24 protein-coding genes are annotated in these 23,282 nt (G+C 65.3%); 9 read left to right on the forward strand and 15 right to left on the reverse strand.

Features of this window, described 5'->3' with window-relative positions; genetic code table 11:
- Nucleotides 1–37 precede the first annotated feature (37 nt).
- The 7 genes from AC1DWU_RS20905 to AC1DWU_RS20935 form a co-directional block, all read right to left on the reverse strand.
- Nucleotides 38–808: a ribonuclease activity regulator RraA gene (locus AC1DWU_RS20905; protein WP_477151937.1), complete on the reverse strand. Its 771-nt coding sequence runs from the start codon at nucleotides 806–808 to the stop codon at nucleotides 38–40.
- A 29-nt stretch (nucleotides 809–837) separates the two neighbouring features.
- The gene (locus AC1DWU_RS20910; protein WP_477151938.1) at nucleotides 838–1,995 is read right to left on the reverse strand and encodes a mandelate racemase/muconate lactonizing enzyme family protein; all 1,158 of its coding nucleotides are present in this window, start codon (nucleotides 1,993–1,995) and stop codon (nucleotides 838–840) included.
- Nucleotides 1,996–2,005: 10 nt separating this feature from the next.
- Nucleotides 2,006–3,220, reverse strand: a complete 1,215-nt coding sequence (gene manD, locus AC1DWU_RS20915) for a D-mannonate dehydratase ManD (RefSeq protein ID WP_477151939.1) — start codon at nucleotides 3,218–3,220, stop codon at nucleotides 2,006–2,008.
- Nucleotides 3,221–3,454: 234 nt separating this feature from the next.
- Complete coding sequence (locus AC1DWU_RS20920; protein ID WP_477151940.1) at nucleotides 3,455–4,552, reverse strand: ABC transporter ATP-binding protein; 1,098 nt, start codon at nucleotides 4,550–4,552, stop codon at nucleotides 3,455–3,457.
- Nucleotides 4,553–4,574: 22 nt separating this feature from the next.
- Entirely contained in the window at nucleotides 4,575–5,453 is an 879-nt protein-coding gene (locus tag AC1DWU_RS20925; RefSeq protein WP_477151941.1) for a carbohydrate ABC transporter permease, read from the reverse strand.
- Nucleotides 5,450–6,409, reverse strand: a complete 960-nt coding sequence (locus tag AC1DWU_RS20930; protein WP_477151942.1) for a carbohydrate ABC transporter permease — start codon at nucleotides 6,407–6,409, stop codon at nucleotides 5,450–5,452. Before AC1DWU_RS20930 ends, AC1DWU_RS20925 begins: the two co-directional genes overlap by 4 nt.
- Nucleotides 6,410–6,481: 72 nt before the next feature.
- Nucleotides 6,482–7,933, reverse strand: a complete 1,452-nt coding sequence (locus AC1DWU_RS20935; RefSeq protein WP_477151981.1) for an extracellular solute-binding protein — start codon at nucleotides 7,931–7,933, stop codon at nucleotides 6,482–6,484.
- A 275-nt stretch (nucleotides 7,934–8,208) separates the two neighbouring features.
- Between AC1DWU_RS20935 and AC1DWU_RS20940 the strand changes: the two genes are divergently transcribed.
- The 3 genes from AC1DWU_RS20940 (at nucleotide 8,209) to AC1DWU_RS20950 (ending at nucleotide 11,736) form a co-directional block, all read left to right on the forward strand.
- Nucleotides 8,209–8,913, forward strand: coding sequence for a GntR family transcriptional regulator (locus AC1DWU_RS20940; protein ID WP_477151943.1), 705 nt, complete (start codon nucleotides 8,209–8,211; stop codon nucleotides 8,911–8,913).
- A gap of 62 nt (nucleotides 8,914–8,975) precedes the next feature.
- On the forward strand, nucleotides 8,976–10,307 hold the full coding sequence (locus AC1DWU_RS20945) for a mandelate racemase/muconate lactonizing enzyme family protein (RefSeq protein WP_477151944.1): 1,332 nt from the start codon (nucleotides 8,976–8,978) through the stop codon (nucleotides 10,305–10,307).
- A gap of 226 nt (nucleotides 10,308–10,533) precedes the next feature.
- On the forward strand, nucleotides 10,534–11,736 hold the full coding sequence (locus AC1DWU_RS20950; RefSeq protein ID WP_477151945.1) for a mandelate racemase/muconate lactonizing enzyme family protein: 1,203 nt from the start codon (nucleotides 10,534–10,536) through the stop codon (nucleotides 11,734–11,736).
- A 57-nt stretch (nucleotides 11,737–11,793) separates the two neighbouring features.
- Here the strand turns inward: AC1DWU_RS20950 and AC1DWU_RS20955 are convergent, their stop codons facing one another.
- Nucleotides 11,794–12,072, reverse strand: coding sequence for a DUF4242 domain-containing protein (locus AC1DWU_RS20955; RefSeq protein ID WP_477151946.1), 279 nt, complete (start codon nucleotides 12,070–12,072; stop codon nucleotides 11,794–11,796).
- Nucleotides 12,073–12,085: 13 nt separating this feature from the next.
- Nucleotides 12,086–12,622 (reverse strand): hypothetical protein, encoded by a 537-nt coding sequence (locus AC1DWU_RS20960; RefSeq protein ID WP_477151982.1) that lies wholly within the window; start codon nucleotides 12,620–12,622, stop codon nucleotides 12,086–12,088.
- 295 nt (nucleotides 12,623–12,917) lie between these two features.
- Between AC1DWU_RS20960 and AC1DWU_RS20965 the strand changes: the two genes are divergently transcribed.
- Nucleotides 12,918–13,985: a LacI family DNA-binding transcriptional regulator gene (locus tag AC1DWU_RS20965; protein WP_477151947.1), complete on the forward strand. Its 1,068-nt coding sequence runs from the start codon at nucleotides 12,918–12,920 to the stop codon at nucleotides 13,983–13,985.
- Between the two features lie 134 nt (nucleotides 13,986–14,119).
- Here the strand turns inward: AC1DWU_RS20965 and AC1DWU_RS20970 are convergent, their stop codons facing one another.
- From AC1DWU_RS20970 to AC1DWU_RS20980, 3 genes are read right to left on the reverse strand one after another with little or no spacing between them, the layout of a single operon-like run.
- Nucleotides 14,120–15,379 (reverse strand): RNA polymerase sigma factor, encoded by a 1,260-nt coding sequence (locus tag AC1DWU_RS20970; RefSeq protein WP_477151948.1) that lies wholly within the window; start codon nucleotides 15,377–15,379, stop codon nucleotides 14,120–14,122.
- A gap of 56 nt (nucleotides 15,380–15,435) precedes the next feature.
- Nucleotides 15,436–16,020, reverse strand: a complete 585-nt coding sequence (locus tag AC1DWU_RS20975; RefSeq protein ID WP_477151949.1) for a dihydrofolate reductase family protein — start codon at nucleotides 16,018–16,020, stop codon at nucleotides 15,436–15,438.
- Entirely contained in the window at nucleotides 16,020–16,445 is a 426-nt protein-coding gene (locus tag AC1DWU_RS20980; RefSeq protein WP_477151950.1) for a YciI family protein, read from the reverse strand. Before AC1DWU_RS20980 ends, AC1DWU_RS20975 begins: the two co-directional genes overlap by 1 nt.
- A gap of 233 nt (nucleotides 16,446–16,678) precedes the next feature.
- On the opposite strand from AC1DWU_RS20980, the gene AC1DWU_RS20985 reads away from it, so the two are divergent.
- The gene (locus AC1DWU_RS20985) at nucleotides 16,679–17,425 is read left to right on the forward strand and encodes a phosphotransferase enzyme family protein (protein WP_477151983.1); all 747 of its coding nucleotides are present in this window, start codon (nucleotides 16,679–16,681) and stop codon (nucleotides 17,423–17,425) included.
- A gap of 31 nt (nucleotides 17,426–17,456) precedes the next feature.
- On the forward strand, nucleotides 17,457–17,900 hold the full coding sequence (locus AC1DWU_RS20990; protein WP_477151951.1) for a hypothetical protein: 444 nt from the start codon (nucleotides 17,457–17,459) through the stop codon (nucleotides 17,898–17,900).
- Between the two features lie 6 nt (nucleotides 17,901–17,906).
- Here the strand turns inward: AC1DWU_RS20990 and AC1DWU_RS20995 are convergent, their stop codons facing one another.
- On the reverse strand, nucleotides 17,907–18,392 hold the full coding sequence (locus AC1DWU_RS20995) for a winged helix-turn-helix transcriptional regulator (protein ID WP_477151952.1): 486 nt from the start codon (nucleotides 18,390–18,392) through the stop codon (nucleotides 17,907–17,909).
- 127 nt (nucleotides 18,393–18,519) lie between these two features.
- Here AC1DWU_RS20995 and AC1DWU_RS21000 point away from each other — a divergent pair, with 127 nt between their 5' ends.
- The 3 genes from AC1DWU_RS21000 to AC1DWU_RS21010 all read left to right on the forward strand — a co-directional run bounded on the left by AC1DWU_RS21000 (nucleotide 18,520) and on the right by AC1DWU_RS21010 (nucleotide 20,946).
- Nucleotides 18,520–19,050, forward strand: coding sequence for a dihydrofolate reductase family protein (locus tag AC1DWU_RS21000; RefSeq protein ID WP_477151953.1), 531 nt, complete (start codon nucleotides 18,520–18,522; stop codon nucleotides 19,048–19,050).
- A gap of 13 nt (nucleotides 19,051–19,063) precedes the next feature.
- Nucleotides 19,064–19,909: an MBL fold metallo-hydrolase gene (locus AC1DWU_RS21005; RefSeq protein ID WP_477151954.1), complete on the forward strand. Its 846-nt coding sequence runs from the start codon at nucleotides 19,064–19,066 to the stop codon at nucleotides 19,907–19,909.
- 143 nt (nucleotides 19,910–20,052) lie between these two features.
- A complete protein-coding gene (locus tag AC1DWU_RS21010; protein WP_477151955.1) occupies nucleotides 20,053–20,946 on the forward strand; it encodes a transporter in 894 nt (297 codons plus the stop codon).
- Here AC1DWU_RS21010 and AC1DWU_RS21015 read toward each other — a convergent pair.
- Together AC1DWU_RS21015 and AC1DWU_RS21020 are read right to left on the reverse strand one after the other, a co-directional pair.
- The gene (locus AC1DWU_RS21015) at nucleotides 20,887–22,209 is read right to left on the reverse strand and encodes a DUF763 domain-containing protein (RefSeq protein WP_477151956.1); all 1,323 of its coding nucleotides are present in this window, start codon (nucleotides 22,207–22,209) and stop codon (nucleotides 20,887–20,889) included. The genes AC1DWU_RS21010 and AC1DWU_RS21015 overlap by 60 nt on opposite strands.
- 129 nt (nucleotides 22,210–22,338) lie before the next feature.
- A complete protein-coding gene (locus AC1DWU_RS21020; RefSeq protein WP_477151957.1) occupies nucleotides 22,339–23,130 on the reverse strand; it encodes an autotransporter outer membrane beta-barrel domain-containing protein in 792 nt (263 codons plus the stop codon).
- Nucleotides 23,131–23,282 lie beyond the last annotated feature (152 nt).

Consider the following 23,282-nt stretch of genomic DNA (forward strand, 5'->3'; position numbering starts at 1 on the left):
ACTGTGGCGCCCTTCTCATTCAGTGGAGTCCGCTGCCTCAGTGGCTCGGGCTCGGCGGCAGTCCCTTGGCCTTACGCCAGGCCTGGTACTCTTCCTCGGCATCGGGGTGCAGCGGGTAGTAGCGGCGGAGCGATTCACCGGCCGTCAGCTTCTCGCGGCTGAACACTTCCCACTCGGCATGTTTCTTGGAATCCTCGATGACCTTTTCGGCCATCGACTGGGGCAGCACCACGACGCCGTCGTCATCGGCCATGATGATGTCGCCCGGGATGACCATGACGCCGCCGCAGGAGATCGGCACATTCACCGCCGACGGCCAGATCGAGACCTGGACGTGGTAGTTCGGGGTCCAGCCGCGCATCCAGATGGCGAGATCGAGCTTGTCCACGTTCGGCTTGTCGCGCATCACGCCGTCGATGACGATGCCGGCGCCCTTACGGCCCTTGAAGTAGGTCGACATCATGTCGCCGAACACGCCCGAGCTCAGGTCGCCGCGCGCGTCGACCACGACCACGTCGTTCTCCTCGACTTCGTAGAGCACGTGGCGGTGCAGCTGCTTTTCGGGATCCGAATACTCGCCCTCGCTGAACAGGTCCGGGCGCTGCGGCATGAACTGCAGCGTCAGCGCCGTGCCAACGATCGACTTGCCCTTATACTGGCTGACCGGGCCGACCATGTGCGGGTTGCGAAAGCCGGAATGGCCGAGCGAGCCGGCGACGGTGGCAGTGCCGATATCCTTCAGCGCGGCGATGATGTCCTTGCTCGGACGCTTGAACGCCGGGATCGGGCTTTGCATGACGTGGACCATGTATGTCTCCTCCAAAATGAGATGTGGGTCTACCAGTTGGTGACCGAACCGTCGCGGCGCTTCAAATGGGGCGCCTCCCAGAACTTGAAGCTGTCCTTGTCGAGCAGCGCCTCGTTGATCTCGATGCCGAGCCCCGGCGCATCCGGCACGTGGAACACTGCGCCATCGAGCATTGGCATCACCGGGAACAGGTCCGCGGTGGGCGTCCCGGCATAGAGGTCGGTGGCGTTGGCGCGCACTTCGAGCGCGAAGAAGTTGGGCGTTGCCGCCGAGAAATGGATGGTCGCCGCAGTGCAGATCGGCCCCAGCGGGTTGTGCGGCATCAGGTCGACATAGTGCGCCTCGCTCCAGCCGGCCACCTTCATCGCCTCGGTGAAGCCGCCGACATTGCAGAGGTCCAGCCGGTTGTACTGGTGGATGCCGCGCTCGATGTAGGGCAGGAACTGCCACTTGGACGAGAATTCCTCGCCGATGGCGAACTGCACGTCGGTGAGTTTCCTGAGGTTCTCGTAGGCCTCCGGCGTCTCGTCGCGGATCGGTTCTTCGAGGAAGTCGATCGTGCCGGACGGCATCTTCTGGCAGAAGCTCGCGGCCTCGGCCACCGACAGCCGGTGGTGATAGTCGATGCCGAGCACCACGGTCTCGCCCAGCGCCTCGCGCGCCCTGGTGAGGAACTTCGCGGTCTTGCCGATCGATTCGCGCGGCTCGAAAATGCCCTGCGCGTCGTTCCACTCGGCCGGGAAGAAGCGGATGGTGGACCAGCCGCGATCCATCAGCTTACGCGCATCCTCGATGGTCTCGTCGCCGGTGATCGAGCCGGTCGAGGCGAAGGTCGGGATGACGTTGCGGTGCTTGCCGCCGAGCAGCTCGTAGACCGGCACGCCGAGCGCCTTGCCCTTGATGTCATGGAGCGCGATGTCGAGCGCCGACTGCGCCGCGGTGAGCACGCGCCCGCCCTCGAAATACTGGCTGCGGTACATTTCCTGCCACAACGCGCCGATCTGCATCGGGTCGCGGCCGACGAGGAACTGCGCATAGTGCTCGAGCGCGCCGCCCACCGCCTTCTCGCGGCCGCTCAGCCCGCTTTCGCCCCAGCCGAAAATGCCCGAATCGGTCTCGATCTTGACGATCAGCTGGTTGCGATGGCCGACCCAGACCGGGAACGGCTTGATGGCGGTGATCTTCACTCTGGTCTCCTCACCAGCTGGTCATGCTACCGTCTTCGAGACGGGCGATCGGCAGGTAAGCCTGCTTGTAGGGATATTTGGCAGCGAGACCTTCGTCGAAATCGACGCCGTGGCCCGGCACCTCGCCCGGCTGCAGGTAGCCGCGGTCATACGACCAGGCGCACTTGAACACGTCGAACATCTGTTCGGTGTAGTTGGCAAACTCCTGGATGCCGAAGTTCGGGATCGCCACGTCGACATGGATGTTGCAGCCCATGGCGATCGGCGACACGTCCTGCGGGCCGTGGCAGGCCGATTTGACGTGGTAGATCGCCGCGAGGTCGAAGATCTTCTTGATGCCGGTGACGCCGCCCGCATGGGTCGAGGTGACGCGCGCATAGTCGATCAGCTGCTCGGTGATCAGCGTGTGGGTGTCGTAGATCGAGTTGAACACCTCACCCACGGCCAGCGGCTGCGTGGTGTGCTGGCGGATGATGCGGAAGCCTTCCTGCAGCTCGGCCGGGATTGCGTCCTCCAGCCAGAACAGCCGGTAGGGCTCGAGGTCCTTGCCCAGCCGGGCCGCTTCGATCGGCGTCAGCCGGTGGTGCACGTCGTGCAGCAGGTGCACGTCCCAGCCGACCGCGTCGCGGACCTTCTCGAACAGCTTTGGCACCAGCGGCAGGTACTTGTGTGTCGCCCACACTTCCTCGTGCGGCACGATCGCGCCACGGCCCTTCAGCGCCGCGGTGTCGGTCGAATCGCCGGTGCCGTAGATCGGCGGCAGGCCGGGGATCGCCACCTGGGCACGGACTGCCTGGACGCCGGTTTCCTTGATGGCCAACACACCCTCGACCACCTCGGAGATTTCGAGGCCGGAGGCGTGGCGGTAGACCATCACCTTGTCGCGCGAGCGGCCGCCGAGCAGCTGGTAGAGCGGCAGGCCGGCGACCTTGGCCTTGATGTCCCACAGCGCCATGTCGATGGCCGAGATCGCCGCCATGGTGATCGGGCCGCGACGCCAGTAGGCGCCCTTGTAGAGATACTGCCAAATGTCCTCGGTCCTGAGCGGATCCATGCCGATCAGCGCCGGCGCAACGTGATCCTCGAGATAGCTCGCCACCGACAGCTCGCGGCCGTTCACCGTGCCGTCGCCGATGCCGTAGACGCCCTCGTCGGTGATGATCTTCACCGTGGTGAAGTTCCGTCCGGGCGAGCAGACGATGACCTTGATCTCTTTGATTTTCATGGGGCGTCCATGCTGGCTGGAGCTTCCGGCAATGGAAGCGGGTAGTCGGCGGGGTCGGCGATGTTCAGGCGGTTGGCGGAGAGAGACGGCTCCCTCCCGGCCTCCTCCATGAAGGGGGAGGTGAAGAGTCGAGGCTGTGGCTCGATCGTGCAGCACGCACCGGCGGGGCACCTCCCCCTTCATTGGGGAGGATGGGAGGGGGCCGTCTGGTGGCGTTAGTCCCTGCGCGCATCGTCAGCTCGCCTTGAGCGCCATCTCGGTCTCGCCGTCGAACAGGTGCATCCGGTTCTGGTCGAACTCGAGGAACACCGGTTCGTCGGGCCTGAGCTGGAAGGTCGGCTCGACGCTGACATTGACAACGGCGCCAGAAACGAAGACCTGGGCGAAGGTGACGTCGCCGGTCGGCTCGACGGTATAGACCTTGCCCGGCACCGAACCCGGCACCTGCGCCTTGTGCACCTTGATGGTCGAGTGCCGGCCGCCAAGCACCACCTTGTTCGACTTGGCGCTCAGCGCCTTCCTGGCGTTGGCGGCGGAGAGCGGCAACTCCCAGCCCTCGGGGCTGCTGAGCACCACATCGGTGCCCTTGCTCACCGCGGTCAGCGGCACGAGGCTCATGGCCGGTGAACCCACGAAGCTCGCGACAAACATGTTCACCGGATTGGCGAAGACGTTGGCCGGGCTGTCGTACTGCTGCAGGAACCCACCGTTCATCACCGCCATCTTGTCGGACATGGTGACGGCTTCGAGCTGGTCGTGCGTCACATAGATGATGGTGGCGCCGAGATCCTGGTGGAAGCGCTTGATCTCGGAACGCATCTGAACGCGCAGCTTGGCGTCGAGGTTCGACAGCGGCTCGTCCATGAGGAAGGCGCGCGGCTCGCGCACCAGCGCCCGGCCGAGCGCGACGCGCTGCTGCTGGCCGCCGGAGAGTTCGCGTGGCTTACGCTCGAGCAGATGCGTGATGTCGAGGGTCTTGGCGGCCGCCTGGACGCGGCGGTCGATCTCGTCCTTGCTCATCTTCCGCATCTGCAGCGGGAAGGCGAGGTTCTTGTAGACCGACTTCTGCGGGTAGAGCGCGTAGTTCTGGAACACCATGGCGATGTCCCGGTCCTTGGGATCGAGGTCGGTAACGTCTCGGTCGCCGATGCTGACGGTGCCGCCCGACATCGGAATGAGGCCGGCGACGAGGTTGAGCGTCGTCGTCTTGCCGCAGCCTGACGGGCCGACCAGCGCGACGAACTCCCCATCCTCGACGGTCAGTGACACGTGGTTCACGGCATAGACGTCGCCGTAGTTCTTCACCACGTCCTTGAGGAGAACCTGAGCCATGTGGGTTTCCTTGAGCTTTCCGTTAGTGCTTCACGGCGCCCTCGGTCAGGGCGCGCACGAAGTAGCGTTGCAGGACGAGGAACAGCACCACGACGGGGATGCTCATCATGAAGGTGGCGGCCATCAGCCCCGGCCAGTCCGTGGCGTTCTCCGAAAAGAAGCGCTGGATGCCGACGGGCAGGGTCATCTGATCGTGCCGGGTGAGGAAGGTGTAGGCGTAGATGTACTCGTTCCACGCGCCGATGAAGCTGTAGATTGAGGTCGCTATGATGCCCGGCGTCGAGAGCGGCATGACGATCAGGAAGAACGCCTGGAAGCGCGTCGCGCCATCGATGCGGGCCGCCTGTTCGAGCTGCACGGGGATGTTGTCGTAGAACCCTTTGAGCAGCCAGATGGCAAGCGGCAGCCCGAAGGTCAGGTAGGTGAGGATCAGCGAGCCGTGGGTATTCACCAGCCCCAGCGCCTTCATCAGGATGAACAGCGGCACGAGGAACACCACGGCCGGGAACATGTTCCTGAGCAGCACTGCGAAGAACAGGAAGTTGCGGGCCGGGAAGCGGAACCGCGAGAAGGCATAGGCCGCCGGCACCGCCACCACCACCGCGAGGATGGTCGTGAGGGTCGAGACCCAGACGCTGTTCCAGAAATACTGCAGGAAGTCGCGGCCGACGCTGCCCGAGGGGTCGATCAGGCGCCAGTAGTTCTCCAGCGTCGGCGAAGCCGGCCACCACTGTGGCGGGTATTGCATCGCGGCAAAGCCCGTCTTCAGCGAGGTGATGAACATCCAGATCATCGGCATGACGGTGAAGCCGAGCAGCAGCACCAGGAAGATGCGTCCGGCCCAGCGCCAGCCGCCCGCGCCCTTGCGCTGGGTCACTGCAGCTTCGGTGATGGCGGTCATGTGGCGGCCCTCGCGTCGTCGCCCTTGGTCAATGCGCGGACATAGAAGTAGCCGAGCACCATCATCACGATGAACAGGATCACCGCGTAGGCCGAGGCGACGCCCCAGCGCTGCCGCCCGAAGGCGAGCTGGTAGATATGGGTGATCCAGATGTCCGACGAGCCGGCCGGGCCGCCGCCGGTCATGATCCAGGGGATGATGAAGGAGTTGAAGTTCGACACCGCGAGCAGCAGCAGGGTGACCATCGACACGCCCTGCAGATGCGGGAACGTCACGTGCCAGAACCGCTGCCAGGGGCTCGCGCCATCGACCTGTGCGGCGCGCAGCAGCGTATCGGGCACGGTCTGCAGGCCCGCCATCAGCATGATCATGGCGAAGGAGAATTCCTTCCACACGTTCACGACGATCAGGGCGTAGAGCGAGGTGCTGGTGTTGTCGACGAAGTTGATCGGCTTGTCGGTCAGGCCGATCTGGCTCAGCATCGCGCTGATGGCGCCGAAATCGGAGTGATAGAGCCACTTCCACACATACGAGGCCGCCACCGCGCTCACCACCCACGGAATGAGGAGGAGCGCACGCAGGAACCCGCGGCCGATGAACTCGCGATGCAAGGCAAGCGCGGCACCGAGGCCGAGGAGGAAAGCGAAGCAGGTGGAAAGCACCGTCCACAGCACCGTCTGCCAGGTGACCTTCCAGAAGATCGGGCTGGTGAGGATGGTGATGTAATTGTCGAGGCCGTTGAACGTCTTGTCGCTCAGGGCGAGGCTCGCGGGCGTATTAAAGAAGCTCAGCTCGATCGTGTAGTAGATCGGGTAGCCGATGACGACCAGCATCACCAGGATCGCCGGCGCTACATAGAGATAGTCGAACCGGCTGTTCCACACCTTCTGGCGCAGGCCGATGCGCTTGGGCTCGGGCACGTCACGAAAGATGGCTTGTCCCTGAACGGTGCTCACAGCGCATACCCTGGTTGTGAAGATAAAGGACCGGCGGCGATGCCACCGGTCCGGGATTGTGCAGTCCGGCGATCAGATGCCGCCGCCGCCGTCGACGATGGCCTTCACCTTGGTGGCCGCATCCTCGACCGCCTGGTCGACGGTCATGTTGCCGGTGAGGGCGTTCTGCAGCATGTCAGGAACGATGATGTTCATGATTTCCGGAGCCTGCGGGATCACCGGGAACGGGATGCCGTTGGGCAGCATCGAGGTGGTGACATCGAGGAACTTGATGGTGTCGAGGCGTTCCTTCATGGCATCGGTCAAGAAGCCGTTGATGTTGCCGGGGTTGGAGCCGACCCAGGCGAGCTTGGTCGACCATTCCGGGCTGTCCCAGAAGCAGATCAGTGCCTTGACGGCCTGCTCGTCGACCTTGCCGCCCTGCACGAACTCGGGCTTCACCACGTGGATGTTGGAGCCGCCGAACACCACGGCGCGCTTGCCGTCGGGGCCGGTCGGGATCAGGCCGTAGCGCATGTTGGCGACCACGTCGTCGGCGACGGCCTTGTCGGTACCAGTGGCCTTACTGGCGAGGTCGTTCATCTTGGCGTATTCGGCCGGGTGGGCGATCATCATGCCGAGCTTGCCGGCGATGAACGGCGCCTGGTTTTCACCCTGCGTGTTGGTCAGTGCGGAAGTCGGAACCGACTTGTCGACCGCGTACATCTGGTAGGCGGCCTGCAGGGCTTTCTTCGAGCCCTCGTTGTTGATCCAGACATCCTTGTAGGTCGGTTCGGCCGAAGCTTCGTCGAGCGCGCCGCCACCGTAGGCCCAGAGCTGCGGCATGAAGCGGAACGGCGTGTTGCCGGCGTTCTGCTTGGCGACGAGCCCGTAGCCCGGGATACCGAGCTTGTCGTGGATCTGCTTGGAATAGGCGACGACGTCGTCCCAGGTAGCCGGCGGATTTTCCGGATCGAGCCCGGCATCCTTGAACACCTTGGCGTTCCAGATCATCGCCATGGTTTCGTTGTTGGTCGGCAGGCCGTAGCCGACGCCCTCGTAGGTCACCGACTTCAGCGCGCCAGGCCAGAAATCGGCGGCGGTGTAGCCGACATCTTCCGGCTTCAGCGGCTGCAGGTAGCCCTTGGCGGCGAATTCGACGCCACCCAGGATCTGCAGGCGGATGACCATCGGAGCCGAGTTGCCGAGCAGCGAGGTGCGGAACTTGTCGAGCAACTCGTTATAGGTGATCGACTGCACGTCGGTGGTGATGTTCGGATAGGCGGCCTTGAAGGCGTCCCAGAACGCCTTGTCCATGTCGTGCGCGATCTGCGGATCGGCTTCGAACGGGCCGGTGTACCAATAGCTGACATTGCCGGTGTAGTCGTTCGGCACCACCGCGCCGCAATCCTTGGCGGCGTCGAACTGCTTGGTGCCGGCGATCGACTTCACGTATTCCGGCGACCATTTGCTGAGGTCCACGCTCTGCGCGTAGGACGCGGTCGTCGCGGTGGTCAGCATGGTGGCCGCGCTCAGCACCGCCATCGAAAGGCCAAGCAGACGCCGGCCGGTCTTGTTATGCATTGAGAATACTCCTCCTCAAATCGGTAGCGGGCCCGGCTCATGGCCGCGGTCAGCTCCTACAGCATGCGCTGTTCCTCGCCTCCGGAACCGGACTTGGCGCCGGCTTTTCCCAACTGGTATGGCAGAGTTCCAGCAAAGCCTGTGTATGTCAACCTTGCCAAAGTCGTACATTATTTCGGCGAGTTTACGTGCTAACGGGGCTTGGCTTGCTCAAAAAATATGCATAGACAGAACTGATGAGCGAGGTAACCGTCAAGCCGGACCAGCCCGAGGAAAGCCTCGAGCAGCAGCAGGCCTCCGTCTACGAGATGATCCGCGAGGACATCGTTTCGGGACGGCTGGGGCCCAATGAGCGGCTGAAGGTCGCCGACCTCGCCGAGCATTACGAGACATCGACCAACCCGGTGCGCGAAGCGCTGCAGCAGCTGCGCGGCGAGGGATTCGTGCTGATGGAGCCCAATCGCGGGGCGCGGGTCCGGCCGATCGACGCCGATTTCGTGCGCGACATCATCGAGATCGAGGTGCTGATCGAGGCGGCGCTGACGCGCTGGTTTGTCTCGATCGCGTCGGATTCCGACATCGTCGAACTCGAGCGCATCCAGTCCGAGCTCGAAGCCAACAATTTCGAGGATCGGGTGCGGCACGGCCAGCTCGATACCCGTTTCCACCAGTTCATCTACGACCGTCATTACAACCGGCATGCCGCGGAGCTGTGGTGGAAGCATCGCGAGATCCTGCGCGCCATCAGCCGGCGCTTTCCGACCTCGCTCAGCCGGCGCGTGGCGGTGCTGCGCGAGCATCGCGAACTCATCGAGTGCATCCGCCAACAGGATGCCGACGGCGCCGCTGCGGTGGTGGCCCGGCACGTCGAGGGCTCGGGCCGTCACATCATCGAGCAGATGGGCGTTGCCCAGAGGGGCGGAACACAGCGGCGACCATAAGTCGCCGGCTTCCGCACTGAAACCCGCGGGCAACCGATCAAGTCATTTTGGAGGAGAGACTAGTGACTATCGATAGTTCCGTGCGCACGGCTTCGCGGCCGAGTGAGTTGCGCATCACCGACATTCGCGTGGCCGAAATCACCGGCGCGCCGTTCCGATCGGCACTGCTCAAGATCTACACCAACCAGGGCATCGTCGGTCTCGGCGAAGTGCGCGACGGCGCCAGCGCCACCTATGCGCTGATGCTGAAGAGCCGGCTGCTCGGCGAGAACCCCTGCGACATCGACCGGTTGTTCCGCCGCATCAAGCAGTTCGGCGGCCATGGGCGCCAGGGCGGCGGCGTATCGGCGATCGAGATCGCGCTGTGGGACCTCGCCGGCAAGGCCTATGGCGTGCCGGTCTACCAGATGCTGGGCGGCAAGTTCCGCGACAAGGTCCGGGTCTATTGCGACACCGATGCCGACCGGCCGAGCGGCACGGCGATGGGCAAGCGCCTCAAGGAGCGCATGGACCTGGGGTTCACCTTCCTCAAGATGGACCTCGGCCTGATGCAGATCGCCGATGTCCCGGGCGCGGTGGTCGGCCCTGCCGGCGTGCTGGAAGCCTTCCACCACCATGCCGGCGGCATCGAGGCCAAAACCCTCGAGGAGCGCAAGGCGCGCAACCTGATCTACGACGCGCAGAACGTCATGCATCCGTTCACCGGCCTGCACTTCAGTGAGAAGGGCCTCGACCTGCTCGATCAGTACATGGCCGAGGTCCGCGCCGAGATCGGCCCGGAGATCCCGCTCGCCATCGACCACCTGGGCCATATCTCCCTGCAGGACGGCATCCGCCTCGCGCAGCGGATCGAAAAGTACACCCCGGCCTGGCTCGAGGACGTGATCCCCTGGCAGCACGCCGAGAGCTATCGGCGGCTGCAGGAAGCGACCTCGGTCCCGATCTGCACCGGCGAGGACATCTACCTCAAGGAAGGCTTCGAGCCGCTGTTCAATGCCGGCATCTCGGTCATCCATCCGGACATCCTCACCAGCGGCGGCATCCTCGAGACCAAGAAGATCGGCGACGCCGCGCAGGAGCACGGCATCGCCATGGCCATCCACATGGCCGAAAGCCCGATCGCCGCAATCGCCGCCGCGCATGTCGCGACCGCCACCGAGAACTTCCTCGCGCTCGAGTATCACTCGGTCGACGTCGACTGGTGGGCCGACATCGCCGTCGGTAGCCCAGTGGTCGACAACGGCTTCATCACGCTGACCGACAAGCCCGGCCTCGGCATCGACGACCTCAATGACGAGCTGCTGCGGCAGCACCTGCAGCCGGGCGTCACCGACATCTGGCAGCCCACCGACCAGTGGGACAACGACTTCTCGTGGGACCGCACCTGGAGCTGACCCGGACGGCTACCGCCGTTTGCCTTCTCCCCTTGTGGGAGAAGGTGGTGCGAGCCGCCGGATGAGGGGTCCGCGGCACGAAGTGTCGCGAGACCGGAGCAGAGCGACGGGCTGAGTGCGGGTGGAGAGCACCCCTCATCCGCCCTTCGGGCACCTTCTCCCACAAGGGGAGAAGGCAGAAGTTTGACAGTTGGGACGCCTGCTCTGGCAGGAACGAGGAGACATCATGAAGATCACCGACCTGCGCGTTGCCGTCATCGGCAAGCATCCGATCGTCCGCATCGTCACCGACGAGGGCCTCTACGGCATCGGCGAGGTGGAATACACCAAGACCTACCTGAAGCCCTTCATCCTGCATTTCCGCGATGCGCTGATCGGCGAGGACCCGACCGACGTCGAGCGCTGCATGATGAAAATCCGCCAACGCGGTTCGTTCAAGCCTTATGGCGCCGCCGTCTCGGTGATCGAGCATGCGCTGTGGGATATCGCCGGCAAGGCCGCGAACGTCCCGGCCTACAAGCTGCTCGGCGGCAAGGTGCGCGACCAGGTCCGCGTCTATAACGGCTCGATCCGCGGCAAGCGCAAGGGCGACCGGCCCGAGGACTACGCCGCCGACGTTAAGTGGATGATGGAGCAGCCGCAGGGCTTCTTCATGGTGAAGCAGGGCATCAGCTTCCACTCCAACATGAAGGACTCGGTCGCCGACTTCCACTACGGCCCGGTCGGCCGGAAGGCCGGCTATCACGGCGCGATGGACCAGGGGCAGATCAGCGAGCACGGCTTCAACCACATGCTCGACTGCGTCATCGCGATGAAGGAAGTGCTCGGCGACAAGGTCTCGCTGGCACTCGATTGCGGCCCCGGCTGGTTCCTCAACGACGCGATCAAATTCGCCAACGCGGTCGAAAAGTACAACCTGATGTGGCTCGAGGACATGCTCACCGGCGACTACGTGCCGTGGGTGAACCCACAGGCCTATCGCGAGCTCACCACCTCGACCACCACGCCGATCCATACCGGCGAGCAGATCTACCTCCGGCACAACTTCAAGGAACTGATCGAGACCCAGGCGGTCCGCGTGGTTGGGCCCGATCCGGCGGATATCGGCGGCATCGCCGAGCTCAAGTGGGTGGCCGAGCACGCCTACATGCACTCGATCATGATGGCGCCGCACGGCACGGCCAATGGCCTCCTCGGCCTCGGCGCGCTGATCAACGTGTGCGCCACGCTCCCGGCCAACTACATCGCCTTCGAGTACCCATCGGCTTCCGACGACTTCTGGAACGAGATCGTCACGGGCCTGCCCTCCGGCCCGCTGGTCACGGACTCGATGATGGACCTGCTGCCCGGCCCGGGCCTCGGCCTCGATATCGATGCCAAGGCCGCCAAGCGCTACCTCAAGGAAGAAGACGCCGGCTTCTTCGACTGATTGCCGTTGGAATAGAGTTCGGGCCGGGCGGATCATCACCGCCCGGCCCGCTCATTTCTAGGCCGCTTCGGCCGTGGCCGGATCGACGACCACCTTGATCTGGGTGATCTTGTTGGCCGGGAAACCGCTGAGTTCGGCGTGGCGCCGGATGTCCTCGGGGTCTTCGGCCAGATAGACGCAGTAGGTCATGTCGTCGGCGAAGTACGAGTGCACCCACTGCACCTTCGGCGCGAGCTTGGCCAGCGCCTCGTTCGAGACGGCGGCCGCGTCGCGGTATTCCTGGGCCGACAGCTTGCCGACGCCCGGGATCATGCGTTCAATCACATAGCGCTTCATTTGGTAGTTCTCCTCAGTTGGTGGCTGCGACAGTGGCGTCGCAGGAGACGTTGGGGTTCATGTCGGCGAAGGTGCCGGTGGGGTTCGCCCGCCAGGCCCAGACATGCAGCTCGTAGAAGGGCGGCAGGCCGTAGCGGTTGGGCGAGTTGGTGAAGCTGAACAGGTGGCCGTCGAGATTGGCCGGCCCGGTGGTCGTGATGTACTCGACCGCCACCAGTTGCATGCTGCCGTCGGCCTGCGGCTCGTACATCACCGCCTCGGGCTTACCGATGTCCACGAGCCCATCCTCGATGAGGGCGCCGTTGACGTAGTGGACGCCCATGGCGCCGCCCTCGATGCCCGAGACGCAGGGGATCGGAGCATAGCCTTCCGCCGTCGCCACGCTGACGTCGGCGAAGCGGGCGTTCACCTCGCGCACCTTCGCGGCAAGCGGGTTTGCCGCTTCGACCCCGGCATGCGCGGCATGGGCAACGAACACGGCCTTGCCGGCTTCGCGATAGCGCGGGCTGGTGAGGCCGGCGGGGTCACCGACGCCATCCAGATACGGCATGTAGCTGGAGGCGACGCCATGCGTCTCCCCATTGTGGGCCGACGCCGGGCCGGCAATCAGCACGGCGGCGAGAGTTGCAGCGATGACGGCTCGTCTGGAGCCGTTGCGATCCGGCAGCCGCCGGGTGGTCGGGTCTACGATCTGGCGCAGCATGGCGCTTTCTCCTTATCGTGCAAACGGCGTCTGCTACGCTTTTGCACCGGTGCAATACCCCTTGGCGCGGCAGATGCGCCTTTCCGGGGATAGAGTCAAGCACAATTTTGCACCGGTGCAATCGTGTGCTAGGGTGCCGCGCATGAAATCGCCCGTAACGCTTCTCGATGTTGCCGACGCCGCCCAGGTGTCGAAGTCCACGGTGGCCAATGTCTTCAACCACCCTGAACGGGTGCGGCCGGAAGTCCGCAGCCGCATCGAGCAGATCGCCCGTGACCTCGGCTTTGCCGGGCCCGATCCGCGGGGGCGCCTGCTCAGCAGCGGCAAGGCCAACGTCATCGGCGTCGTGCCCTCGGGGGAGGGCATCAGCTGGGTGTTCGACAATCCCTACATGCGGCAATTCCTTGCCGCCGTTGCCGAGGAGTGCCAGGAGCACCGCACCGCCATTCAGCTGATCGATGGCTATGGCGAGGCCGGCGCCGAGACCATCCGGCGCACCATCGTCGATGGCCTGATCCTCCACACTGCCGATCAGGTCCGTGCCGTCGACCCAGCGCTGCGGGCCAAGATGCCGATCGTGGTGATGGACCGCATCGAGGATGCCGACGTCAGCTCGGTCAGCATCGACGATCGCGGCGGCGCCTACGCCCTCGCTCGCCACCTGCTCGAGCTCGGCCATCGGCGCTTCATGGTCACGACGCTCGGGCGCAGCTATGTCGCGCCGATCCTGCACCCTCCTACCGGGGCGCCGCGCCGCTTCGTCTCGACTTATGAGATCGACGAGCAGCGCATCGCCGGCATCGGCGACGCGCTTGCCGAGGCGGGCCTGTCCCTCCACGACATGCCGATCATCGAGGCCTGTGGCAGTGATGAGGAAACCCGGCTCTACGGCGCCGCTGCCGACCTCGTTCTCGATGCGCTGGACGGCGCCACGGCGGTCATCGCGCTTGGTGGCGAGTTGGCGATCGGCGTGGTCGCCGAAGCCAGGCGCCGCGGCATCGCGGTCCCCACTGAGCTCTCAATCGTCGGCTTCGACGATCCGCCGGAAGCAGCCCTCACCGACCCGCCGCTGACCGTCATCGCCGCCCCGGTCGCCGAGACGGCTCGTCTCGCCACCCGCCTGTTGTTCTCCGGCGGCCCCCCGCAGCACATCCAGCTGCCAGTCGAACTCAAGATCCGATCGTCCAGCGGCGTCGCTCCGGGTGCGTAGCCGGATCGTCGTTCAGCTCGCGGGCGGGATGAGGCTCACATTCATATCCTGCGCCAGGTAGACGCAGGACGACGATGGCCCTTTCCGTGCCGCCCGCCATCGAGGCTGATTTCGGTGGGGTTATCCGCCTGGCCTCACGCGTCACAAGCGTTCGCGCGAGCGACAAGGAAGGCCGCTTCCCGCGCGTTGCGGCTGAGCTTGGCTGCTGCCTCGAATTCGGCGCGGGCCTCGGCGCGCCGCCCGGCCCGAAACAGAAAGTCGCCCCGCGCTGCCGGCAACGGCGCGTAGTTGCGCAGGGCCGGATCAGCGGCAATCTCGTCCACCAGCCTGAGGCCCGCTTCGGGCCCGAAGGCCATGCTGTGGGCGATGGCACGATTGAGATCGACCACCGGCGAGGGCATCACCTGGCGCAGCCGGTCATAGAGCGCGGCGATGCGGGGCCAATTGGTATCGGCCGCGCTGGGCGCGCGGGCATGGCAGGCGGCAAGCGCGGCTTGCAGCACATAGGGGCCATCGCCGCCCAGTGCTTCGGCACGGGCCAGCGCGTCGAGCCCCTGGCGGATCAGCAACTGGTCCCAGCGGGCGCGATTCTGCTCGGTCAGCGGCACCGGTGCGCCATCGGGGCCGATGCGCGTCACGAGGCGCGATGCCTGGATCTCCATCAGGGCCAGGAGGCCATGCACTTCGGCATCGCCGGGCAGCAGCGCGGCCAGCATCCGGCCCAGCCGTTGACCCTCGAGGCAGAGGCCCGGCCGGACGAGATCATCGCCCGCCGTGGCCGCATAGCCTTCGTTGAAGATGAGGTAGATGACCTCGAGCACCGAGGGCAGCCGCGCGGCCCGCTCGTCGCCCCGCGGCACCTCGAAGCTCAATCCTGCCTTGGCGATCGCCTGCTTGGCGCGAACGATGCGCTTGGCAATCGTCGCCTCGTTGGTGAGGAATGCCCGGGCAATCTCGTCCGTCGTCAGGCCGCCGATCACCCGCAGGGTGAGCGCGGCCCGCGCGTCGGCCGACAGCATGGGATGGCAGGCGGTGAAGATGAGGCCTAGCAGCTCGTCGCCGAGATCGTCGCTCATGGACGCCGCTATCGCATCGGCGGCGTCATCGGACGCCTCGTCCAGCGTCCGCGCGATTTCCTCGTGCTTGCGCTGGCGCATCCTGTCGTGGCGGATTGCGTCGATGGCGCGCCGTTTGGCAGTCGTCATCAGCCATGCGCCGGGATTGGCGGGAACGCCGGTCCTCGGCCACTCGGCAAGGGCAATGACCAAGGCGTCCTGCGCCAGCTCCTCGGCACGATCGATATTGCGCAGCAGCCGGGCGAGGCCCGCGATGAGCCTCGCCCGTTCAATGCGAAAGGTCGCTTCGATCGCCCGGTGTGCCTCGTCCGCGGTCATGCCTTGTTGTCGGCCAAGACCGCAGGGGAGACAAGCCGCCTAGCCCACGGATCTGGTCAGGCCGGCCGATAGACCTGCGCCACCATGCCCCCGGGAAACGCTTTCGCGCCCACAAGCTTCAGCGGCAGGGGAGCCGCTAGGTCCGAGAACAGCGACAGGCCGTTGCCGAGGGCTATCGGGTGCACCGACAGGACGAACTCGTCGACCAGTCCTCGGGCGACGAGACTGCGGGCGAAGCCGACGCCGCCATGGGCGAGGATCGGCTTGCCCTCCCCTGCCTTCAGCTTGGCGATTTCCTCCTCGAGGTCGCCGCCCAGCACATCCGCCTCAGCCCAGCTTTCGGCCCCGGGCAGCCGCTTGCTCTCTGTCGCCGCCTTCACGACTGCCGACCCCCGCTTGGAGAAGACCGCCTTGGGGATCTGGTTCATCGGCGGCGCGAACTCGATGGTGGAGGTCGGGTAGAAGGGCGCCATCACCTCGAAGCTCCGGCTGCCCATGATGTGCAGGCTGGCGTTCCAGGTGGTCGCTACGCCAAAGGCCACAGCTTCCGGATCATCGCCGTACATCCAGGTGTTCGTGCCCGCGAGGTCTCTCACGAAGCCATCCATCGACATGGACAGCTTCAGGATCAACTCTCTCATCACGCGACCCCGAGCTTGCCGCGCTCGCCGTCACGCGGCGTCGCCAGCTCCTCGGGCGTCAGGAACTCGGCCAGGTCCGCTGCCTCGAGGAACGGGCGGATCTCGACTTCGCTCTTGCCCGGCATGGGGTTGGGGTAGCGCTTCAGCCAGGCCACCGCCTCGTCCATGTCCTTGACCTCCCAGATCTGGAAGCCGGCGACCAGCTCGCGGGTCTCGGCGAACGGCCCATCGATGACCGTGCGCCGGTCGCCCTCGATGGTCATGCGCTTGGACTCCGCGCTGTTCTTGAGCCCGGCGCCTGCCACGAGGACCCCCGCCTTGACCAGCTCCTCGGTGAACCGGTCCATCGCCGCAAACGCCTCGGGCGTGGGCGCCTCGCCCTTTTCGCTGCCCTCGGTGGCCTTCCCGAACACCATCACACGCATCGATTGTCTCCTTTGTCAGAGCCGGCCCTGATCGGCCTAGCAATGGAACGACGAACGGGGCTTTCAGAAAAGGACACTGTCCTTGCGAATTTCTCGTCAGAGGAAACTGAGACGGACGCTGGTGTCCATCGCAATATCAGGGATCTGCCTTGCGGCCGGTTTTGAGTGTGGCGCTCGGGCTGATCCGCGTTAGGCTTGTGTTCGAGTTGAGCACTATCGGGGTCGAATCGGGAATGTCGTCAGGGGGATGGGGGGCACTCGCGCGGTGGGGTGATGACGTAGCGCGCATCGAACCCCTTACCGGCGGCGTAGCCAACGACGTGTGGAGCGTGCGGATCAATGGGCAGCTGGCGGTCGGCCGCCTCGGCAGCAGGAGCGACGCTGATCTCGCGTGGGAAACTGGGCTCATGCAGCACCTCGACCGCGCGGGTCTGATCGTGCCGGTGCCGATCCCGACCACCGACGGCCGGCTGTTCGCGGACGGCCTGGTGGTGATGGAGTACATGGAGGGCGGACCGCCCGAGACGGCGGCCGACTGGCGTCGCGTCGCCGATACGCTGCGCCAACTGCATCGGTCGACGCAGGGCTGGCCGCAGCGCCCGGGCTGGCGATCATCGACCGACCTCCTCGTCGCCGAGACCGGAACGAGGATCGATCTCACCGCGATGCCGCCCGACGGCGTTGCGCGATGCCGAGCAGCGTGGGCGCGTCTCGCCGGACGTGAGACATGCGTTGTCCACGGCAACCCCAACAGTCCCGCCAATGTGCGCATGACTACGAACCAGGTCGCGCTAATCGACTGGGACGAGGCCCATGTCGACGTCCCCGACCTTGACCTGGGTTCTTTGCCCCACAACGCCGCCGGCCTCGATGGCGCCGCTCGTGACATCGCCGGGCAAGCGTCGGCCGCGTGGGAAGCCGCCGTCTGCTGGGACGACGAGTACTCAATCAAGCGACTTGCCGAAGTTCGAGCGGTCTGAGCAGCGACACCCCAATGCGAGCCATTACGAGATGAAGCCGCACCCGCAGTTCAAGAACAGATCAATTCCCGCCGTCCGTACCCTGGGGGATCTCACGCTGAGGGCGCTCTCGATCAATGACCTCGAGAGAGACTTCAGCGCGGTCACGGAAAGCGCGGCCGATATCAAGGCCGCGAACCCAGGTTCGAAGTGGCCGGACGGCCTGACCAAGGAAAAGAACCTCGTCGATCTCGCCTGGCATCAGCGAGAGTTCGAGGCCCAGCGGAGCTTTGCGTGGGTGATCGAGAACACCGACGGGACGTACCTCGGGTGCCTCTATGTCTATCCATCGATCGCCGGCGAGGCATCGGCAGATGTCATCTGGTGGTGGCGCACGGGCGTGGCGGTTTCCAACCAATCCTTCCGGGCGCTTCTGCTGGAATGGCTGTCCGGCAATGATTGGCCGCGCCTCACCTACAACCTGCAGGACGAGTGAGCACCGCTACGGCGTCAGGGTAGCTTCGTAAGCCACCTGCATTTTGGCGAAGGCCGATACCTCGGGCGGCGGCGCTCCGAGGTGGATATGCCGCAACTCCTGCATGAACTCGAACCAGAGCTGCGGGCCGCCATCCTCGAGCACTTGTGCGCCCGTCGCGAGGTCTGCCGCCGGTAGTGTGTGACGCAGTCCCCAGCTGCCCATCACGGCCATCAGGGGCACGAGTTCGATCGCCTTCTCCGTCAGGCTGTAGACAACCCTCTGCTTGTGGCCCGGATCAGCACTGCGCGTGAGCAGCCCATTGGCGGTCAGGCGCTTGAGGCGGTCAGTGAGGATGTTTGACGCGATCCCCTCGATGCTCTCGGTGAGATAAGACCGAAAAGTGCGGCGACGGCCGCCGAACATACTGTCGCGCAGGATGATAAGGCTCCAGCGATCCCCGAAGGTCTCAAGCGTATTGTTGATCGGGCATCCCGCGCGTCGGTAGCTCATCGCATCCATCCGCCAAAACTGGTTGCAAAATAGAGGTGGTTCCGGGCCGAGACCGACTGTTAGCACAGTGTTCGGCGCAAATGAACGCGGTCCCGGCGGACCGCCGCCAATCGATTGGAGCCAGCGCATGGCAAAGCTCGTCTTTGGAATGAACCAGTCTCTGGATGGCTATGTCGACTACACCGCGTTTGCACCAAGCCCCGAGCTTTTCCGCCACTTCATCGAACAGGCGCAGAGCAATGCGGGGAGTCTCTACGGTCGCCGCCTCTACGAGATCATGCAGTATTGGGACGAAGACCAGGCCGATTGGGGGGCGGACGAACGCGACTTCGCGGTGGCATGGCGGCGTGCGCCGAAATGGGTGGTGTCGAAAACCCTGAAGTCGGTCGGTCCCAACGCCACGCTCGTCGAGCCTGACCTCGAGGCGGCGGTCCGCAAGCTCAAGGCCGAGCATGACGGCGTGATCGAAGTTGGCGGGCCGGTCCTGGCGCGAAGCCTCACCGACCTCGGGTTGATCGATGAGTATCGCATCTACCTTCACCCCGTAGTGCTCGGGTCCGGCGACCCCTTCTTCGCCGGCCCCCGGCCGCCGCTCCACCTTGCCGCTAGCGAGCAGGTGGACAAGGACGTGATCCTCCTGACCTACGTGCCGGCCTGAGGAGGCGTGAGCGATGCTGAGCTGGCAGGTGGGCCGGGTGAAGATCACCCGCATTGTCGAGATGGACTTGCCGGTGCCTGCCGAGTTCATGCGAGGGGCGACGCCTGAGGCGCTGCGCAAGTTGCCGTGGCTCTATCCGCACTTTGTCAGCGCGGACGACAGCACGCTCAACCTCAGCGTCCACGCGCTGCTGGTCGAGGCTCCAGGGCTAAGGCTGGTGGTGGACACCTGCGTCGGCAACGACCGGCCGCGCGAGTTCACCGGTGGTGAGGCCCTGTCGACGCCGTTCCTCGAGCAGCTTGGCAAGGCGGGCTGGTCGCGCGACGGTGTCGACGCCGTGGTATGCACGCATCTCGATGTCGACCACATCGGCTGGAACACCATGCTCGAGAACGGCAAATGGGTGCCGACCTTCCCTCGGGCGAGCTATCTCATCGGCCGGCAGGAATACGATTTCTGGAAGGGCGTCGACGAAGCCGAACAGGTGGCGGCGATGGCAGACAGCATCAAGCCGATCTTCGAGGCCGGCCTCGTCCAACTGGTAGAACAGGACCATGTGGTCTCGCCGGAGGTCCGGCTCGCGCCGTCCATCGGCCACACGCCCGGCCACGTCAGCGTGATGATCGAGTCCGAGGGCCAGCGGGCGGTGATCACCGGCGACATGACCCACCACCCATGCCAGATGGCGCATCCCGACTGGATGCTCGCGGACATCGCCCCCAAGACCGCCGTGCTCACCCGCTCGCGTCTCTTTGCCGAATGGGCCGACCAGCCGATCCTCGTCATCGGCACCCACTTCGCGGCCCCCACCGCCGGCCACATCGTCCGCGACGGCGACGCATTCAGGTTCGTGGTGTGAGGGCCTTCGCTTTCCGGCGCTGAACGGTTGTTGTGGACATCGTGCCACTCCTACGCCGCTGCGCCTGTGGAACGTGGAGAATCTCTTTGGTACTCCTTCGCGGCCGGTGCACTGTACATCCGCTTGGGCTGTGGAGGGAAATCGTGCTCGCGAGATCAATTGCATTCGTGGTGGCATCATTCTTGATGATCACCGGTGCGCTCTCTCAGGATGGAGCGCGTGCCTATCATCTGCTTCCTGAAGGCACCGACATCATCAGCTTGACTGCGACGGGCCTGCACACGGAACTTCCCTCTGGCGTGTACGACGTGGGCGTCGTGACGCCATCGTATCGGCAGTCGATCAACGTGTTCGGAAACGCTGGCGCCATTCTGATCGGCATGCCGATTGGCGGCTTGTCCGGCTCCCTCATGGGGGGCGTCATCGAGCAGAGCACTGGCCTCGTCCAGGGCGATCTCTTCGTGGGCGGCGTGTTGGGGCTCGTCGGGTCGCCATCGCTCTCGCCGATGGATTTCGTCCAGTACAAGCCAGGTTTTCGCGCCAACCTTGCCGCAAAGCTGTTCCTGCCGACCGGTGCCTATGACTCGGACCAGTTCGTGAACCTGGGACAAAACCGGTGGTCGCTGCAGGCCAGCGTGCCGATCAGCTACGTGCTAGCAGACTCGATGATCGACCCCGAGCTGATGACGTTCGAAATCGTCCCGTTCGTGCAGATCTTCGGTGACAACGAGGATACGCCCGGCCCGATCACTGTGACCAGCCAGGAGCCGATATGGGGGCTCGAGGGCCATATCACCCGCAACTTCAGCCCGACCGTGTGGGCTTCCCTCGACGGTGCCTACATCGCCGGCGGTGAGACCTCATTCGACGGCGTCGCGCAGGGTGACGCACTGGAGACGCTTGCGCTCGGGGCAACACTCGGCCTGTCGCTTAGTCCGTCCGTTGCGCTGCGGTTGAGCTACGAGGAGTTCGTCTATTCAAGCGACCCGGATACGGCGGCCCGCGGCTTCAAGGCCACCTCGTCCTTCCTCTTCTAGCTCAGACCGCATCTTGGCGCGGGCATAGGCGTTCGGCAGGTCGTCCATCACCGTTCGCCCGCCATATTCCGGGGCGCGACGGCGTTCTTCGGCGATGAACTCGTGGAAGCTAGGGCCGGTGGCGCCGGCTTCGAGCTGGCGCGACTGGCGGTCGAGGCGCTTGATCGCATCGAGCTCCTCGTCGCGGCCGAGCCTCGCCTTGCCCACCGCTGACTTCAGCACGCGGATGGTCTCGTCGTAGACCTTGAGCGGCACCGGGAAGGGATGGCCGTCCTTGCCGCCATGCGCCATGGCAAAGCGGGCAGGATCGGCGAAGCGGTGCGGCGCGCCGTGCACCACTTCGGCCACCTGCGCCAGCGCCCGCACGGTGCGCGCGCCGACGCCCGGCACCAGCAGCAGTTCGGTGAAATCGGTGGGTGCGCGGTCGGCCGCCGCGGCGAGGCTGCCGTGCAGCCGGCGCAGCATCACGTCCTTGGGGCGGATATCGTGATGCTCCGGCATCACCAGGTGCGGCAGCATCAGCTGGTCATCCGCCACCGGCGCCGGCTCGGCGATCCCCTCGATACGGCCGACCTCTCGCACGATGGCATCCGGCCCCATGCCGCCCAGGATATCAACCTGCGAGGTCCGCGAGCGCGCCGCCCGCACGTCGGTCAGGTTAACGATCGTCCCCTGGCCCGCCCCCTCGATCGCCGCATGCGGCTGCTCGACAAAGCTGCGCAACCCCTCGGAGCGCCAGTGATAGCGCCGCGCGGTCTTGGCATCGCCCTTCATCCCCTGCTGCACCACCACCCAATGCCCATCATCGGCAACGATGAAGCCGTGGAGGTAGAGCTCGAACCCGTCCTGCACCGCGGCGCTGTCGACCTTCGCCACCAGCCGGCTTGCCTTGGCCAGCGCCGCGCCATCGAAGCCGACGCGGTTGCCGATCGCCACCAGTTCATCAGGGGTCTTGCGCGAATGCCGCCCGCGCCCGCCGCAGACATGCAGCCCAAGTTCGCGCTCCAGCGGCCGCAACCCGCCCTTCAGCGCGCCGATGACGCTGGTCGTGATGCCCGAGGAGTGCCAGTCCATGCCCATGACGGCGCCGAACGACTGGAACCAGAATGGATGCGCCAGCCGGCTCAGCAGCTCGTCCCGGCCATATTCCATGACGATCGCCTGGCAGATCACCGCCCCGAGCCGCGCCATCCGCTCGCTCAGCCATTTCGGCACCCGCCCGCCATGCAGCGGCAGATCGGCGCTTCCGCCTCGATTGGCCATCGGTCAGTTCCTTCGTTCGATGGAACCTTACCACAGGAACAAACAGGAAACAAACCACCTCGCGATGCGTGCCGACCCGACCCCTAAGGGGACAGGAGGGCGGTCAGCTCGCACCGGTGCAAGCCGTCCCTAGAATTTGCCCGACAACGTGAACTTCACCGCATGCGCCGAGGCCTCGCCGCCGAACTGCCCCTGATAGCCGAGATCAAGGCTCACCCCAGGTGCGAGCTCGGTGCCTAACCCTGCATCCAGCAGCAAGGCGGTATCGCCGATCCCCGCCCCCGTCACCGTGAACGGCGAACCTCTGTCGAAGCCGTGCGTCGCCGACGGCTGGTCGCCTGCCATGTGCTGCATCCCGACCATCCCCCTGGCGTGCACCACCACCCCGTCGCCGAGCGTAAAATCCTGGGCCGCCTTCAGCCCGGCGATCAGCACCGCAGCGCCAAGATCGCCCGAGGCGCCGGCAAGCGCCGCGTCGCCACCGCTCTCACGGAAGCTGCCGCCCGATTGCCCGATCAGTGCCGCGCGCACGAACGGCGTCAGCGTCGCCTCGCCGAGTTCGAACGCGTAGCCGAGTTCGCCAAACAGCTGCGCCGTGGTGGTGGTGTAATCCGCGGTCAGCGTCTCACTGAAGCCGACAAAATCAGGCATGCGGGTCACCGACACCTGGTGCGAGGCCATGGTCGCGCCAAATGCCACACGCACCTCGCCCAGCGCCGCACCGCCATAGATGCCAAGCTGGTAGCTCACCGCCTCGGCCTGCGAGTCCCGCTCCGGTATCCGGATCGCGTCCGCGCCGGTGCCGGCCAGCACGCCCAGGAATACCTCGCGGCTCACCACTCCATCGACGCCAACCAGCAACCCGCCCGTGCCGTAGTCCAAACCGGCGGCATTGCCGTCGCCCTCCACCGCCGGCGCCATAGCCGCGGACCCAGATGTTGCGTGCGCCGACCTGGCTTTCGGCAATCGCCGCGAACGCCGCATCGACCCGATCGAAGACTGCGTCGCGCGGATGCCGGCTGGCGTCGAGCAGCACCCGCAGCGTTGAAGCATGGATCTCGCCCGAGAGGTCA

The organism is Devosia sp. P2_G7, assembly GCF_056403495.1.

Excerpts from the sequence above, each read along its gene's own strand:
- AC1DWU_RS20905 (WP_477151937.1), bottom strand. The coding sequence starts at position 808 with ATGGTCCACGTCATGCAAAGCCCGATCCCGGCGTTCAAGCGTCCGAGC.
- manD (WP_477151939.1), bottom strand. The coding sequence starts at position 3,220 with ATGAAAATCAAAGAGATCAAGGTCATCGTCTGCTCGCCCGGACGGAAC.
- AC1DWU_RS20920 (WP_477151940.1), bottom strand. The coding sequence starts at position 4,552 with ATGGCTCAGGTTCTCCTCAAGGACGTGGTGAAGAACTACGGCGACGTC.
- AC1DWU_RS20925 (WP_477151941.1), bottom strand. The coding sequence starts at position 5,453 with ATGACCGCCATCACCGAAGCTGCAGTGACCCAGCGCAAGGGCGCGGGC.
- AC1DWU_RS20935 (WP_477151981.1), bottom strand. The coding sequence starts at position 7,933 with ATGGCGGTGCTGAGCGCGGCCACCATGCTGACCACCGCGACGACCGCG.
- AC1DWU_RS20940 (WP_477151943.1), top strand. The coding sequence starts at position 8,209 with ATGAGCGAGGTAACCGTCAAGCCGGACCAGCCCGAGGAAAGCCTCGAG.
- AC1DWU_RS20950 (WP_477151945.1), top strand. The coding sequence starts at position 10,534 with ATGAAGATCACCGACCTGCGCGTTGCCGTCATCGGCAAGCATCCGATC.
- AC1DWU_RS20955 (WP_477151946.1), bottom strand. The coding sequence starts at position 12,072 with ATGAAGCGCTATGTGATTGAACGCATGATCCCGGGCGTCGGCAAGCTG.
- AC1DWU_RS20960 (WP_477151982.1), bottom strand. The coding sequence starts at position 12,622 with ATGCCGTATCTGGATGGCGTCGGTGACCCCGCCGGCCTCACCAGCCCG.
- AC1DWU_RS20965 (WP_477151947.1), top strand. The coding sequence starts at position 12,918 with ATGAAATCGCCCGTAACGCTTCTCGATGTTGCCGACGCCGCCCAGGTG.
- AC1DWU_RS20970 (WP_477151948.1), bottom strand. The coding sequence starts at position 15,379 with ATGACCGCGGACGAGGCACACCGGGCGATCGAAGCGACCTTTCGCATT.
- AC1DWU_RS20975 (WP_477151949.1), bottom strand. The coding sequence starts at position 16,020 with ATGAGAGAGTTGATCCTGAAGCTGTCCATGTCGATGGATGGCTTCGTG.
- AC1DWU_RS20980 (WP_477151950.1), bottom strand. The coding sequence starts at position 16,445 with ATGCGTGTGATGGTGTTCGGGAAGGCCACCGAGGGCAGCGAAAAGGGC.
- AC1DWU_RS20985 (WP_477151983.1), top strand. The coding sequence starts at position 16,679 with ATGTCGTCAGGGGGATGGGGGGCACTCGCGCGGTGGGGTGATGACGTA.
- AC1DWU_RS20990 (WP_477151951.1), top strand. The coding sequence starts at position 17,457 with ATGAAGCCGCACCCGCAGTTCAAGAACAGATCAATTCCCGCCGTCCGT.
- AC1DWU_RS20995 (WP_477151952.1), bottom strand. The coding sequence starts at position 18,392 with ATGAGCTACCGACGCGCGGGATGCCCGATCAACAATACGCTTGAGACC.
- AC1DWU_RS21000 (WP_477151953.1), top strand. The coding sequence starts at position 18,520 with ATGGCAAAGCTCGTCTTTGGAATGAACCAGTCTCTGGATGGCTATGTC.
- AC1DWU_RS21005 (WP_477151954.1), top strand. The coding sequence starts at position 19,064 with ATGCTGAGCTGGCAGGTGGGCCGGGTGAAGATCACCCGCATTGTCGAG.
- AC1DWU_RS21015 (WP_477151956.1), bottom strand. The coding sequence starts at position 22,209 with ATGGCCAATCGAGGCGGAAGCGCCGATCTGCCGCTGCATGGCGGGCGG.
- AC1DWU_RS21020 (WP_477151957.1), bottom strand. The coding sequence starts at position 23,130 with ATGGCGCCGGCGGTGGAGGGCGACGGCAATGCCGCCGGTTTGGACTAC.